The 14,062-nt window shown below is 30.7% G+C and carries 16 protein-coding genes; 7 read left to right on the top strand and 9 right to left on the bottom strand.

Going from position 1 to position 14,062, the window contains the following annotated elements; translation table 11 throughout:
- Window positions 1–22 precede the first annotated feature (22 nt).
- Complete coding sequence (locus tag V9L05_RS19095) at window positions 23–742, top strand: response regulator transcription factor (RefSeq protein ID WP_338813494.1); 720 nt, start codon at window positions 23–25, stop codon at window positions 740–742.
- A gap of 12 nt (window positions 743–754) precedes the next feature.
- On the opposite strand, the gene V9L05_RS19100 is transcribed toward V9L05_RS19095, so the two are convergent.
- From V9L05_RS19100 to V9L05_RS19110, 3 genes are all read right to left on the bottom strand, one after another.
- A complete protein-coding gene (locus V9L05_RS19100; protein WP_338813495.1) occupies window positions 755–934 on the bottom strand; it encodes a hypothetical protein in 180 nt (59 codons plus the stop codon).
- Between the two features lie 197 nt (window positions 935–1,131).
- Complete coding sequence (locus V9L05_RS19105) at window positions 1,132–1,935, bottom strand: hypothetical protein (RefSeq protein ID WP_338813496.1); 804 nt, start codon at window positions 1,933–1,935, stop codon at window positions 1,132–1,134.
- Between the two features lie 9 nt (window positions 1,936–1,944).
- Window positions 1,945–2,778 (bottom strand): hypothetical protein, encoded by an 834-nt coding sequence (locus tag V9L05_RS19110; protein ID WP_338813497.1) that lies wholly within the window; start codon window positions 2,776–2,778, stop codon window positions 1,945–1,947.
- A 299-nt stretch (window positions 2,779–3,077) separates the two neighbouring features.
- On the opposite strand from V9L05_RS19110, the gene V9L05_RS19115 reads away from it, so the two are divergent.
- A complete protein-coding gene (locus V9L05_RS19115; RefSeq protein WP_338791841.1) occupies window positions 3,078–3,413 on the top strand; it encodes an STAS domain-containing protein in 336 nt (111 codons plus the stop codon).
- 52 nt (window positions 3,414–3,465) lie between these two features.
- Window positions 3,466–3,882, top strand: coding sequence for an ATP-binding protein (locus tag V9L05_RS19120; protein ID WP_338791840.1), 417 nt, complete (start codon window positions 3,466–3,468; stop codon window positions 3,880–3,882).
- Between the two features lie 87 nt (window positions 3,883–3,969).
- On the opposite strand, the gene V9L05_RS19125 is transcribed toward V9L05_RS19120, so the two are convergent.
- From V9L05_RS19125 to V9L05_RS19135, 3 genes are read right to left on the bottom strand one after another with little or no spacing between them, the layout of a single operon-like run.
- Window positions 3,970–4,815 (bottom strand): hypothetical protein, encoded by an 846-nt coding sequence (locus V9L05_RS19125; protein ID WP_338813498.1) that lies wholly within the window; start codon window positions 4,813–4,815, stop codon window positions 3,970–3,972.
- A 15-nt stretch (window positions 4,816–4,830) separates the two neighbouring features.
- Window positions 4,831–5,535: a hypothetical protein gene (locus V9L05_RS19130; RefSeq protein ID WP_338813499.1), complete on the bottom strand. Its 705-nt coding sequence runs from the start codon at window positions 5,533–5,535 to the stop codon at window positions 4,831–4,833.
- 30 nt (window positions 5,536–5,565) lie between these two features.
- On the bottom strand, window positions 5,566–5,688 hold the full coding sequence (locus V9L05_RS19135; RefSeq protein WP_338813500.1) for a hypothetical protein: 123 nt from the start codon (window positions 5,686–5,688) through the stop codon (window positions 5,566–5,568).
- Between V9L05_RS19135 and V9L05_RS19140 the strand changes: the two genes are divergently transcribed.
- Window positions 5,671–6,669 carry a cytochrome-c peroxidase gene (locus V9L05_RS19140; RefSeq protein ID WP_338813501.1) on the top strand — a complete coding sequence of 333 codons (999 nt, stop codon included), beginning with the start codon at window positions 5,671–5,673 and terminating at the stop codon, window positions 6,667–6,669. The genes V9L05_RS19135 and V9L05_RS19140 overlap by 18 nt on opposite strands.
- Here V9L05_RS19140 and V9L05_RS19145 read toward each other — a convergent pair.
- Entirely contained in the window at window positions 6,646–7,098 is a 453-nt protein-coding gene (locus V9L05_RS19145; protein WP_338813502.1) for a hypothetical protein, read from the bottom strand. The genes V9L05_RS19140 and V9L05_RS19145 overlap by 24 nt on opposite strands.
- Before the next feature lie 106 nt (window positions 7,099–7,204).
- Here V9L05_RS19145 and mutL point away from each other — a divergent pair, with 106 nt between their 5' ends.
- Window positions 7,205–9,325, top strand: a complete 2,121-nt coding sequence (gene mutL / locus V9L05_RS19150; protein ID WP_338813504.1) for a DNA mismatch repair endonuclease MutL — start codon at window positions 7,205–7,207, stop codon at window positions 9,323–9,325.
- A gap of 2 nt (window positions 9,326–9,327) precedes the next feature.
- On the opposite strand, the gene V9L05_RS19155 is transcribed toward mutL, so the two are convergent.
- A complete protein-coding gene (locus tag V9L05_RS19155) occupies window positions 9,328–9,615 on the bottom strand; it encodes a hypothetical protein (RefSeq protein WP_338813506.1) in 288 nt (95 codons plus the stop codon).
- Window positions 9,616–9,769: 154 nt separating this feature from the next.
- Window positions 9,770–11,971 (bottom strand): ATP-dependent DNA helicase RecG, encoded by a 2,202-nt coding sequence (gene recG, locus V9L05_RS19160; RefSeq protein ID WP_338813508.1) that lies wholly within the window; start codon window positions 11,969–11,971, stop codon window positions 9,770–9,772.
- A gap of 237 nt (window positions 11,972–12,208) precedes the next feature.
- Between recG and V9L05_RS19165 the strand changes: the two genes are divergently transcribed.
- Window positions 12,209–12,928: a hypothetical protein gene (locus V9L05_RS19165; RefSeq protein ID WP_338813510.1), complete on the top strand. Its 720-nt coding sequence runs from the start codon at window positions 12,209–12,211 to the stop codon at window positions 12,926–12,928.
- Window positions 12,929–13,043: 115 nt separating this feature from the next.
- On the top strand, window positions 13,044–13,967 hold the full coding sequence (gene fmt, locus V9L05_RS19170) for a methionyl-tRNA formyltransferase (RefSeq protein ID WP_338813511.1): 924 nt from the start codon (window positions 13,044–13,046) through the stop codon (window positions 13,965–13,967).
- Window positions 13,968–14,062 lie beyond the last annotated feature (95 nt).

Below are 14,062 nucleotides of genomic sequence, written 5' to 3' on the forward strand. Positions count from 1 at the left end.
TAGTAATTTAAAATAAAAAAAAATGACAAATTACATTATCATAGACGACGAACCTCTAGCACATCAACTTATAGAAAAGTTTTGTGGAATGTTGCCTCATTTGCAATTACAAAAAAACTGTTATGATGCTTTTCAGGCAATGGAATTTTTGCATCAAAATAATGTAGAACTTATTTTTTTGGATATAAATATGCCAAAAATTAACGGATTTGAGCTTTTACGAACACTTACTAATTCGCCTAAAGTAATTGTAACGAGTGCCTATCAAGAATTTGCTTTGGAAGGTTATGAACTCGGTGTGGTAGATTATTTGGTAAAACCATTTAGTTTTGAGCGTTTTGTGAAGGCTGTCAATAAAGCTATTTCTGTTCAGAATAATTCTATCAAAAATGTATTACCTCTTCTTACAAATTTAGAAAATACAGAATCAAAAGGTGATTCTTTTTTTGTAAAAGGTGATAAAAAATATCATCAGATTAATCCTGAAAAATTGCTTTATGTGGAAGCCTATGGCAATTATTCAAAGCTATTTTTGGAAGAAGAAATGATTATTTGCAATGAAAAAATATCAGATTTAGAAGTTATTTTATCTAGAAAATATTTTTTGCGTGTTCATAAATCGTTTATTGTGGCTTTAGAAAAAGTAAAAACGATTGAAGGAAATCAGATTTTTTTAGAAAATACGGTTGTTCCGATTGGACAAACATATAGACAGAAAATCCAAAAACTGCTAGAAAAATAGAATAAAAAAACTCTATATTTTCGGACATTTTTTACAATGTGTTCCTTTTTTCTTATATTTTTTACAACACTTATCTTTTTTACAACAGCTAAATGACTGACAAAATGATTCGTCTTCATTATTCAAATTAGTAGAAAAAGAATTTGTCTGAGAACCAATAATTGAAGGAAATGCAGGGAATGTAGTTTGCATGACTTAAAATAAGATGTTGAGGTAAAGGAGTTTGTAATGTTTTACAAAAGTAGATTTTATTTAGATTAATTCCAAATAAAAATATTAAATTACGAATTACGAATTACGAATTACGAATTACGAATTACGAATTACGAATTTTTTTTATTAAAAAACGCATTGTTTTATACTAAAGATTACAAAAACGTAGTTTTTCTCTATTCTCTATTTCTATTTCCTAATTTCATGTTTTTATAATTTTTTTCTACACTTACCAAAAGTGCATATTCTTGTTGGCTTTTGGTATAAAACTCTACTTTTGTCTGTTCAGAAGCCCACGCTAAGGCGAGTAAAAATGATTTTTGATGTTCTGGATTTTTAGTTTCAAATTTCTCTTGAATAGTATTTCCATTTTGAAGAAAGATTTTAATTTGTGGAGATACAAGGTTATTTTCTTCTTTTGCTGCTCGTCGATACTCTATTTTTTCTATATTAGACCAAGCGAAAAGAATATCATCTATCTGTAATCCTTCCTCAAGAATATGAATATCTGTTTTTTTAGATTTTGTTATTCCTATCAAGTTTGTAAACTTTTCGCTTGTAAGACCCATTACAGAAAGAACAGCAGGAAAAAATCCAATTATAACAGAGTACAAAATTCTATCTCTAGTAAAGAGAAGTAAATCTTCTACTAAAAGATAGATTGAGCTACTATATATTCCATAAAAAAGTAAAATCAAAAGAATACTTATTGTGTTTTTGTTTAGTAAAGGTTCTGAGTTTTGGTCTTTCTTTCTCTTTGCGACAAGTTTGGAAGGAATATAAGGCGCAAAAAATAAGGTATCAGTTTGCTCACAATGTCTATTATTCATATAATTCCAACTCTCCTCTAAAAAGCAAGATTGACAAGCCAAACAAAATACAACTTTATCATTTTCTTTTATTGTATCGCCTGTAATTGGATCGGTTCTGCCAATAATATGAGAATGAGTTGAATCTAATTTGTGAGAATGGTAAGTCATATAGTTATTTTAATTTTCTTCTGGATTATATGCTAATTGTGTTGGGACTCCAATTTTTATAGTTCCTTGATAATTTCTATCAAAACTTTGGACTAATCCATATTCTTTTTCGTGTTCAGTATAAAAATAAATGCTAGTAAATTGTGATGCCCACGCAAGACCAAATAGAAAGGGTTTTATTTTAGGATAATTTGTAGTGGGAAGTTCTCTTTCTAAAAACTCTCCATTGTTTAAGTAAATTTCTAATGAAGGATAATGAGAAGATGCTTTTTTAGTTCCATATCTATCATCAAATTCTACAAGCATAGTTCTTCTAAAATTGATTTGTTCTATTTCATTCCAATAAAACTTTACATTCTCTATTTCCATATAACTTTCATAAATACTAAAACTTGTGCTTTTTTGTCCTATGAATTCTTTAATTACTTGGGTTTTGCTAAGCCATCCTATCAAAATGCCCAAAGAAAAGCCTATTGCAGTACCTATAAAAAGAAAACCAATTTTTTCAGATTCAGCTATGTAATAACCAATAAAGCCAAAGACAAAACTTAGAATAAAAATCGGAAATGGATTAATTGTTGATTCTTTCAATTCAGCAATCAGTTTTTGTTCTTTTTTCTTAGCAATAAGTTGAGGAGGTGGAAAGGGAATAAATTTTAAAGTCTCGTTTTGCTCACAATGCCTATTATTCATATAATTCCAACTTTCTTCTAAAAAACAAGAGTGACAAGTCAAACAAAAAGTTACTTTATCCTCTTCTTTTATTGTATCGCCTGTAATTGGATCAGTTCTTCCAATAATATGAGAGTGAGTTGAATCTAATTTGTGAGAATGGTAAGTCATTTATATAGATTGATAATCAGTAATAAACTAAAGTGAGTATAAAATGTTAATTAACGAGTTAATTATAGGTTTCGTTCTTATAATAATCTAATTAAATAGCATCTTTTTTATTTATTTTCAAAAAAACTTGAAAACTCTCGGTAAGAATAGTAAATTTGTCAATTCAAATAAAAGTAGTTTTTTGAGAGAAACAGGATATTCTTAAATTAGAATTATCTATCTTTCTTCCTAATTATACTTTATTTATTATAATTTATTACTCGTAGCAAACCTATTGCAATTATTTTTCGTAAGATATAATGGAAGTCAAATTTACTGAAGAGGACAAAAACTATATTATTAGCATTGATGGAGATTTAGATGCCTCTTCTTCTATTAAGCTAGATAAAGTGCTTGCCAAAGCCATTGGAGAAAATCGTAATCCAATTTTGGTAGACTGTAATCGTTTAGATTATATTTCATCACCTGGAATTGGCGTTTTTACTTCTCATTTGCAAGAATGTGAAGCTAGAAATATCAGTTTGGTTTTATATGGGATGAATGATAAAGTGCTAAAGGTTTTTAGAATCTTAGGTTTAGATGAAATAATTCCGATAACAAAAACAAAAGATGAAGCAAAAAGTAGAGCTAAATAAAAAGCTAATTCATTAGCATAATAATCACTAGCTATAAAGTAATAAATAATAAATGATTCATAGCATTCGAATTTCTTGTTTGAAAAACAACCTTAGCAGAGTTCGCAACTTTGTTGAGGGAGCACTCAAGCAGCATGCAATTTCGCCGATAGATATAAATCTGATGGTTTTGGCAGTAGACGAACTCTGTGCCAACCTGATTATTCATTCCCATAAGTGTAATCCGAAAGAAGATATAGAAGTAAGTGTAAGTAGAAAGGATAATCAATTTGTATTTGAAATAAAAGATGAAAGCGCACCAAGTTTTGATTTACTTTCTTATAAAGAACCTGATATGCAAGAAATTATTGCAGATAAAAGAAGTGGAGGAATCGGACTTATTCTAGTCAAAAAAATAATGGACGAAATACAGTATGAGAGAAGTGGTTCGGCTAATATTTGTAGAGTATCTAAAAGATTAGCTACTTAGAAAAAATCACAAATTAAAAAAAAATAGATGGAAACCATTTTATGAAAGCAACTTTTTTGAAGTTGCTTTTTTATTTTGAAAAAATCTTTACGAGATAACAGAGCTTTCTGCTATAAAAATTCTACCTGCATAATTTTGTTCTATTCTTCTCAAAAGTCTTTGTTCTCTTTTATCTTCTGCTTGAAAATGAACTTCTACAAACTGTGCAGTCCAAGCAAGTGCTAAATAAAAAGGTTTGGTTCGCTCGTAATTTTTCAAAGAAAGATTTTTAGTGAATTTTGAGTTGTCTTTTAGTTCAATAGTAAATTTATGTTTTTTCTCTGATTTTGAAGTAGTAATTTTTTCTATTTGATCGTAATTATGAAAATTCTTTCCAAGAATAATTCCTGTTTCTAAGATTTTCAATCCTGAATTAGTATTGATAAAGTCTAAATTTTCTATTTCTTTGCTTCTAGTTTCAGTCCACATTGGTTTGAAGTAATGACTAACAAAAAGTATAATCACTGATAGAAATAAAGTATATTCAGTTTTTTGCCCATTATAAGCATCATTTGGAATAAAAATCCACATCAAGGCTATTACTACACTAGCTAGAAGTAAAAAAATATTTCGCATTGCAAAAGGAACAACTAATTTTATCAACTCATTTATTTGAGAGAGAAATTCATTCTTAAACTCAAAGATTACATTTTCTGTTATCTTGATTCCATTTCTAATAATCAAATTTGGAGTAGGTTCAGGCATAAAACGAAGTGTTCTGAACTGATCACAATGTTTTCCACTCATATACTTCCAACTATCTTTTAAAAAAACAGACTGACAGGCAGCACAAAAAACCACTTCATCATTTGCTTTTATACTATCCCCAGTAATTCCATCTTGCCTTCCAATTATGTGGGAATGATTTTCTATATCTAGTTTATGTATATTCATTTTGTATTGAAAAATTTAATTACTAGAACCAAGACTTGAAAGATGTTCGACTAAAAAAAGGTTTCCTGCATAATTTTTCACGACACTTCTCAAAAGTTCCTTTTCTCTACTATCTTCTGCTTGAAAATGAACTTCTACAAACTGTGCAGTCCAAGCAAGTGCTAAATAAAATGGCTTTGTGTGCTTATAATTCCTAAATGGTAAGTTTAGTGTTATGTTTTGATTATTTCTTAATCGAATACTTAAATTATGTTCGTCTTTAGTTTTGTATGAATTTACTTTCTCTATTTCAAAATAAAAGTAAAATTGGTTTCTTATAGTCATTCCTGTTTCTAGAACTCTAAAAGAGTAATTAATTGAACGTGCATTTTTTAGACTCATTTCTTTCTTTTCACTCCATCTTTTTCCAATTATGATACTGAAAAACAAGAGTACAAAACAGAAACAAATTACTATACCGTTATATTCTCCAGACACAAAATAGTCTTTAGGTAAGATATTCCACAGCAAAAATACTAAACAAATCACATAAAAAAGAGGTGATATTTTGAATAGTGAAGGTAAAAAATCTTTTAGATAACTATATATTTTATTTGTAAATTTATTTTTAATTTCAAAAAGGACTTTTTCTTTTCTTCCTCCTTTACGAACAGTTATTTTTGAAATAGGAGAAGGAACAAAATTAAGTGTTTCAGATTGCTCACAATGCTGATTTTTCATATATTCCCAACTATCCATCAAAAAAACAGACTAACAAGCAGCGCAAAAAACGATTTCATCATTTGCTTTTATCGTATCACCAGTAACTCCATCTTGCCTTCCGATTATGTGGGAATGATTTTCTATATTTAATGTATGAACCGAATAAGACATAATTTTTCTCTTTATTTAGCTATATTAATTGCTGTTTTGTTGCTTGCTTTTTCTTGTGAAAATAAAACGAGAGATTTTAAAAATGAGAAATATAAAATTACTCTAGCTTCCTATATGCCTTCTATACCAAAAGAACCTTCTCAAAATCTGACTACAAAAGAAGGCATAATTTTGGGCAAAATTCTTTTCTTTGATACAAAATTATCCAAAAACAATAACATTTCGTGTGCGACTTGTCATAATCCAGAACTCTATTTTACAGATACTTTAGAAAAAAGCAATCTAGGAACAACTAAAAAGAAACTTTCTCGCAACACACCCACGCTAATAAATATAGCTTATGCAGAAAACGGACTTTTTTTAGACGGAGGCATAAAAAACCTTGAGTCACTTCCTGCTGCGCCACTTCAACACCCAGACGAAATGGCAATGGATTTGAAAAAATTACCAATTTTATTGCAAAAAGATAAAAGTTATCCTGCTTTATTTAAAAATGCTTTTGGAAGTGACAATATTACAAATGCGCTTATTTTTAGAGCATTAGCACAATATCAACGGACTATTATTTCGCCTTCTTCTTCTAATTCTGATTTTAATTTTATAACAAAATGGGATAGTGTTCAGCAAAATAAAGCTACCTTTTCAAAGTTAGAATTAAAAGGACAAGAGCTTTTTAACAAGCATTGTAACTCTTGTCATACTGCGCCTTTATTTTCAGATTATCAGTTTCATTTTGCTCATTTAGATACGATAACAAATCCTATAAATAAAAATGCAGATAAAAACGAATTAGGAAGACAGCGAGTTACTGAAAACCCTAACGATTATTTAAAATTCAAAACGCCTACTTTAAGGCATATTTCCAAAACATTTCCTTATTTGCACGATGGAAGTTCAAATCTAGTTCAAGCGTCGACGCTTGAACTAGATTTGAATTCAGAAGAAAAAAAGGCTTTGTTAGCATTTTTGGAATGTTTGTAAAAAACAAGATTCTCCATTTTTTGGAACTGTTATTCCATCAATATCAATTAATCTATCCAAACGAATTTTAATTTTTTCTTTAGTTGATTCTACTTCAAAAATCATAAATTCCTCTCCGTTTTTGGTTTCTAAATCCTTAACTTTAATTTTTTGATGAATAATTGTGTCATAATCTGAGTCTAAATAATGGATTGTTACTGTTTTTTTAGTAGTGGCAAAGGCTTCTAAATTGTCATAAAAACCACAATCAACGGGAATATATTTCTGATTTTGCATAAGAATAAAAGAACGAAATAAATTTTGTATTTTTTTTATAAAACGAAATACCATGATTTTTAGTTGTTTGGTTGTATCATTTGTTTGCTCGCTCAAATTTGCCGAACTTTGAGTAAGTGATAAATCAAAAAAATCTAATTTAAAGGTATTCATTTACTTTTATAATTTAAACCTCTTAAAACCATAAATTGCTTACGAACTACTTTCGTAATTGACTTACGTCGTCTTTCAGTTCGTAATTTCTAATTCGTAATTTTTTATGTTAGACATCATCCGTTTACTGCCCGAATCACTTGCCAATCAAATTGCTGCTGGAGAAGTCGTTCAAAGACCTGCTTCTGTGGTAAAAGAAATGTTAGAAAATTCGGTGGATGCAGAAGCTACAAGTATTGAACTCGTTTTACAGGATGCAGGAAAAATACTTATTCAAGTTATTGATAATGGAAAGGGAATGTCTGAAACAGATGCTAGAATGTGCTTTGAAAGACATGCAACATCCAAAATAACACATCCTGATGATTTATATAATATTTTAACATTTGGTTTTAGAGGAGAGGCAATGGCTTCAGTTGCTGCCGTTGCACAGGTAGAACTTCGTACACGACAAGAAGACCAAGAAGTAGGAACACTTATTTATATTGAAGGCTCAGAAGTCAAAAAGCACGAACCAACAGCGACACAAAAAGGAACTTCTTTAGCTGTAAAAAATTTATTTTTTAATACACCAGCACGCCGAAAGTTCTTGAAATCTAATTCGGTTGAGCTACGTCATATTACGCAGGAGTTTGAACGTGTTGCGCTGGCAAATCCTCATATAAATTTTTCTATGCACCACAACGGACAAGAGGTTTATAATCTTAAAGAGGGAAAATTGGCTAGAAGAATTGTAGCAATGTTTGGAAAAAGCTATCAATCCAATCTTTTGACATGTCAAGAAGACGTAGAAACAATTAAACTTTTGGGATATGTAGGAAAGCCACAAGCAGCCAAAAAGACAAAAGGAAATCAGTATTTTTTTGTAAATAATCGTTTCATAAAAAGTGGTTATTTACACCATGCAGTAATGACGGCTTATGAAGGACTTTTGCCAAAAGATGCACATCCTTTTTATGTTTTATTCATAGAAATTGATCCAAAAAAGATTGATATAAATGTACATCCCACCAAAACAGAAATAAAATTTGATGATGAAAGAACAGTTTATGTAGTTGTTCAATCGGCTGTCAAACAAGCTTTGGGAGTTCATCAGGTCGTTTCTCCTTTAGATTTTGATACAGATGCAAACTTTTTAAATCCTGCAAATTATCGTAATAATGTCGTTGGTGGAGATATCAACCATGTCGAAGATGAGGATAATGAAGAACAACCAAGAACATTTTTTTCTGACTTTTCAAAGTATGATGATGTTGATGAAAATGCTGAAAATAAAGACTTTATTGGCAGATATAATAAAGAAGAAAACAAAGGAAAGTATGGAAGTTATATTAGCGAGCCGTTTAATAGAAATAAAGAGTTAAAAAAATATGAACGACCAGAACCAACAGAAAGAGAAAAAAATAACCAACGAAATTGGGAAAGAATTTATCTGAATGACGAGCAAAGAGAGGAAATAGGAAGTCAGAAATTGGAATTAGAGCATGACACTAAAAAGGAGTCAGTAAACACAAATGAGAATTCTCCAATCGTCAATTCTCAATCTCAAAATCCTGTAACTTTCAGAAGTTCTGCGAATAATCTTTCTAAGTCTGAATTGGAAGCTGAAATAAAATCATCTAAATCCAAAATAGAAAACACCGACAAACGTCATGTTTTTTGGGTAGCAGGTCGTTTTGTAGCAAGTCCGACTAAATCGGGAATGATTTTGATTGATGCTTCGGCAGCTCATGAGCGTATTTTATATGAGCGTTATGAGCAAAGAATTTCGAAAAGCACAGCAAATAGTGCCACTTCTCAACAAATTCTTTTTCCTCCTACTCTTACTTTTTCGGTGGTAGATTATGAGCTTTTGAAGGAGGTTTTGCCAGAACTCAAAAACTTAGGTTTTACGATAGAAATCAATGAAGAATTAGAGAAAAAAGGACAAGTTCGTTTGATTGGTCTTCCTGCTGACTTGCTTAAAGAAAAAGGAGAATCTATCTTAGAAGCACTTTTAGAACAGTTTAAGTATAACCAAACGACTATCAAAATTCCGAAACGAGAAAATATTTTGCGTGCCTTTGCCAAACGTGCCTCTATGCAAGCCAAAACTTTTTTCTCAAATGAAGAAATGCAAAGTTTGATTGATGAGCTTTTTGCCTGTCAGCAGCCAAATTATACACCTGATGGAAAGAAAATATTTATGCTTTTAGATACAGAAATGATTGAACAGTTGTTTTTATAGGCTTATATTTCTGCTATTTTTATCAACTCAATAGTATGTGTTTTAGTGTCTAAAGAGTTTTTATTTATAGGAGTGATAACTTCTAATCCCAACAAGTTCTTTGCATTAAGCCCACTACTAAAACGAAAATTTGTACTAATAACTTCATCAATATATTTTCCATCTTTGAGCAATTTCCAGCTAATTCTGTGGCACATCTTTTCATTTTCTGTATTCAGATTACCAACAAAAATTATAACTCCAGTACTTAAATGAAATATTTCTACAACATTCATTTTTATTTCTTCCATAATTCTAAAATTTTTTGGTGGTTATTTGGTTGTTGGTGTCGCTTCGCTAAAACACTAACAACGGCATTGTGGGTAGTTTTTAGTTGCATGATTTTGCTATTCTAAAACGCTTTAAAAAAATCATACTTTGTGTAACACCAACAACATCATAAACCTAAGAAATCCTACTCCAATTAATAGTCTGTGCTTTTTGAATTTTTTCTAAAGTAATTACTAAAGGCAGATTTTCTTCTTTTTCTAACTTTGGGTCTTCTTTCAAAAGTTCTTGTGCTACATCTCTAGCTACTTTCAAAATTTCGCCATCTCGTGCAAGGTCTGCGATGCGTAAATCTACTGCGCCACTTTGTTGTGTTCCTGCAATATCTCCAGCACCACGCAATTTCAAATCTTCGTCTGCAATTTCAAAACCATTTACTGTTCTGACCATTACTTCAAGTCTCTTTTTGCCTTCTTTACTCAATTTATAGCCACTCATCAAAATACAATAGGATTGCTCACTTCCACGTCCAACACGCCCACGAAGCTGATGAAGCTGTGAAAGACCAAAACGCTCAGAGTTTTCGATAATCATAACAGAAGCATTTGGAACATTTACTCCAACTTCAATTACTGTTGTGGCAACCAAGATTTTGGTTTCTCCTTTTGCAAAACGTTGCATTTCAAAATCCTTATCATTAGGTTTCATTTTTCCATGCAAAATACTGACAGGAACATTTGGAAAAGCTCTGCAAATACTCTCATATCCATCTTCCAAATTTTTATAATCTAGTGTTTCTGATTCTTCAATCAATGGATAAACCAAATAAATTTGTCTTCCCAAATCAATCTGACTTTGCATAAAACCAAAAACACGCAAGCGATGAGCATCAAATTTATGAACTGTTTTGATAGGTTTTCGTCCTGCTGGCAGCTCATCAATTATCGAAACATCCAAATCTCCATATAAAGTCATGGCTAATGTTCTAGGAATTGGCGTTGCTGTCATAACCAAAACATGAGGAAAGAAACCTTCATTTTTTTGCCACAATTTAGCTCGTTGTGCCACTCCAAAACGGTGTTGTTCATCTATTACACAAATTCCTAATTTCTGAAACTGAACTCTATCTTCTAAAAGTGCGTGTGTTCCGACAATAATATTAATTTTTCCATCTTTTAGGTCTGCCAACATTTCACGCCTTGCCTTTGTACGTGTTGAGCCTGTCAAAATATCGATTCGAAGTCCCAACAAATCACAAAATCCTTTTAATCCTTCATAATGCTGTTGCGCTAAAATCTCGGTAGGAGCCATTAAGCAGCTTTGCGCCTCATAATCAATTCCCATGAGCATAATCAAAAAAGAAACAATTGTTTTTCCACTTCCTACATCTCCTTGTAAAAGTCGGTTCATCTGACTGCCTGACTGTACATCTTGATGAATTTCTTTGATTACTCGTTTTTGTGCGCCAGTGAGTTCGAAAGGCAAATGTTCTTTATAAAATTTGGTTAAAGTAGGTGTTTTTTCAAAAATTAAACCTTGATTTTTATCTGTTCTGACAAGTTTTAACTGTAAGAGTTGAAGTTGAATAAAAAATAATTCTTCAAATTTTAGTCGTTTTCTTGCCATTTCTAACCATTCTGTATTCTTTGGAAAATGAATATGAACAATGGCTCTTCTTCTATCTAATAAATCTTGTTTTTCAATAATAGATGGTGGCAAAGTTTCCTCAATTTCTTTATGAACCTGACGAATAAGCGTTTGCATGAGATTAGAAATCCCTCTGCTATCCATTCCTTTTGCCTTCATTTTTTCGCTTGTGTGATAGACAGGCTGAAAATAACTTTTTTCTTTTTCTAATGGAATATGCAAATCAATTTCTGGATGTGCAATACTAAAATTCCTACCATACATATTCGGACGACCATAAACGATATATTCTTGTCCGTCTTTTAACTTTTTGGCTACCCAACCTGCCCCACGAAACCAAACCAGTTTTACTTCTCCTGATGAATCTTCCAAGACGGCTTCTAAACGCTTCTTTTTTCCTTCTCCCCAAAGATTAATATTTCGTAGCCTTCCTTTGAGTTGAACGGCTGTATCTTCTTCCGAAATAAATCCGATTTTTTGAAATTGTGTACGGTCTTCATAACGAAAAGGTAAGTGCATCAGCAAATCACCAAAAGTTCTGATATTGAGTTCTTTTTGTAAAACTTCGGCACGCAAACCCCCAACACCTTTCAGAAATTCTATTTTTGTATCAAAAACTGTTTTTTCAACTGCTTTTTTAGAATTTTGAGTGCTAGTTATATTTTGTTCTTGATTTGAACTTATATTATTTTCAGTGTTAGTATTCGTAGTATTTTCGGCAGATTGTTCCAATAGTTTATAAAAGATAGTGCTTTACAAAAATAGCAAATTAAACTAGAAAAACAATTTATGTTGCTAATTTTGTTAGATTTTATTTAAAGTAGTTTAATTTTTATGTAAGAAAATATATACTAGCATTTCTTTCTAAATGCTGAAAAATATAATTTCTAAAAGTCAGTTTTTTTAGAAAAGTAGAGTATCTAAGAAAAAATAAATTACGTATTTGTTTTTATAACAAAATGCTAATACATGAAAAATACTCTAATCCTTACTAAAAATCAAACTCATTTTTTACAAGAAAACCGTCAAGACCCAATTACTAGTGATAGTTTTTCTTTGGGAGATGAAATTATTTTTTGTGCTGAATGTAAATCGGCATTTTTGAAAGAGAGTTGGGAATATATGGGTTCAGAACATTGTAATCAAAGAAAAACATTCAATGATTTTCCAAAAACAGCAGTTACTTTACTCTTTCAGAAAGTTGATAATTCGGTGTATATAAAATCAAATAGTGATGACCATTCACTTGCTTTCTTGTTAGATTTATTTATTGCTGGTGTTTTAGGAGGCTTAGTTTATCTTTTTTTGCCTTATTTTAAATTTGAACAGCAAACTATTTTTGATTATTCTTTAGGAATAGGATTATTGTATATCATATTTAGAGATTGTATTTTAGGTGATGGTAGTTGTGGTAAAAAGTGGCTAGGTCTTTATTTTATAACTACTGATTCAAATGAGAAAGCTCACTTTCTATTACTTTTTGTAAGAAATCTAATTTACTGGATACCAATGTTTTTAGTGAGTGGATTTTTATTTTGGATAAGTACAGATTCTATTTTTTCTCTTTTTATTGTAGTTGTTTTACTGATTTTACATATCATTCAAGCACTTGCTTTACTCACTACGCAGTTTAGTCTTTTTGATAAATTATTAAGAATAAAATTAATGCAAAAAAGAGATGAAAAATAGTAATTTAAATCTTAAGAAATGAGTACAATAAATTTTGTACATTTGTCTTAGTTTTAAATTGAAAATTAAAAAATAGTGCTGTTCTTTTGCTTATGAGCAGCTTAGAAAATAAAATATGCCCGAGTTACGTATTATTTTTATGGGAACGCCTGAATTTGCCGTTTCCTCTTTAGATATCTTAGTAGAAAATGGCTATAATGTAGTCGCTGTCGTTACTGCACCTGATAAAAAAGCAGGAAGAGGTCAGAAAATAAATGAATCTGATGTGAAAAAAGCAGCATTGAAACACGGTTTGCCTATCCTGCAACCGACAAATCTAAAAGACGAGAGTTTTTTAGAAGAACTGAAAAGTTATAATGCAAATCTTCAAATTGTGGTTGCTTTCCGAATGCTTCCAGAAGTGGTTTGGCAAATGCCAGAAATAGGAACTTTTAATCTTCACGCTTCACTATTGCCTAATTATCGTGGTGCTGCTCCTATCAATTGGGCAATTATTAATGGAGAAGAGAAAACAGGAGTAACAACTTTTTTCCTACAACATAAAATTGATACTGGAGATATTCTTTTTCAAGAAGAAGAAAGAATTTATGACAACGATAATGTCGGTACGCTTTATGAAAGATTAAAAAACAAAGGAGCAGAACTTGTTTTGAAAACTGTAAAAGCTATTCAAGACAATGATTATGCTGTCAAAAAACAGAATTTGAAAGAAAAAACACCCCATGCGCCAAAAATTTTTACAGAAGATACCTTCATAAACTTCAATAAGGAAAGTGAAAAAATACTAAACTTTGTACGTGGACTTACTCCTTATCCTGCTGCAAGAATGACCCTTTATGATAAGATGTATAAGGTTTTTGATGTGCAAATTGCTGATTTTGAGCAAACAAATGAACTTTTGATAGGAGAGCCACTTACAGACCAAAAGAGTTATCTTTACGTTAAGACACAAGATGGTTATGTCAAAATCAATGAATTACAACCTGAAGGAAAACGAAGAATGAAAATTGAAGAGTTTTTGAGAGGGAATAAAATCTAAAAAAATTAGTATTTTTGTTATTCTGATTCTGAAATAATTCAAGCTATTCTATTATTAATGTTTTAAGCGACATCAATAATAAATTTCAAGGAAAG

This window comes from Bernardetia sp. Wsw4-3y2, assembly GCF_037126295.1.
Taxonomy (GTDB): Bacteria; Bacteroidota; Bacteroidia; order Cytophagales; family Bernardetiaceae; genus Bernardetia.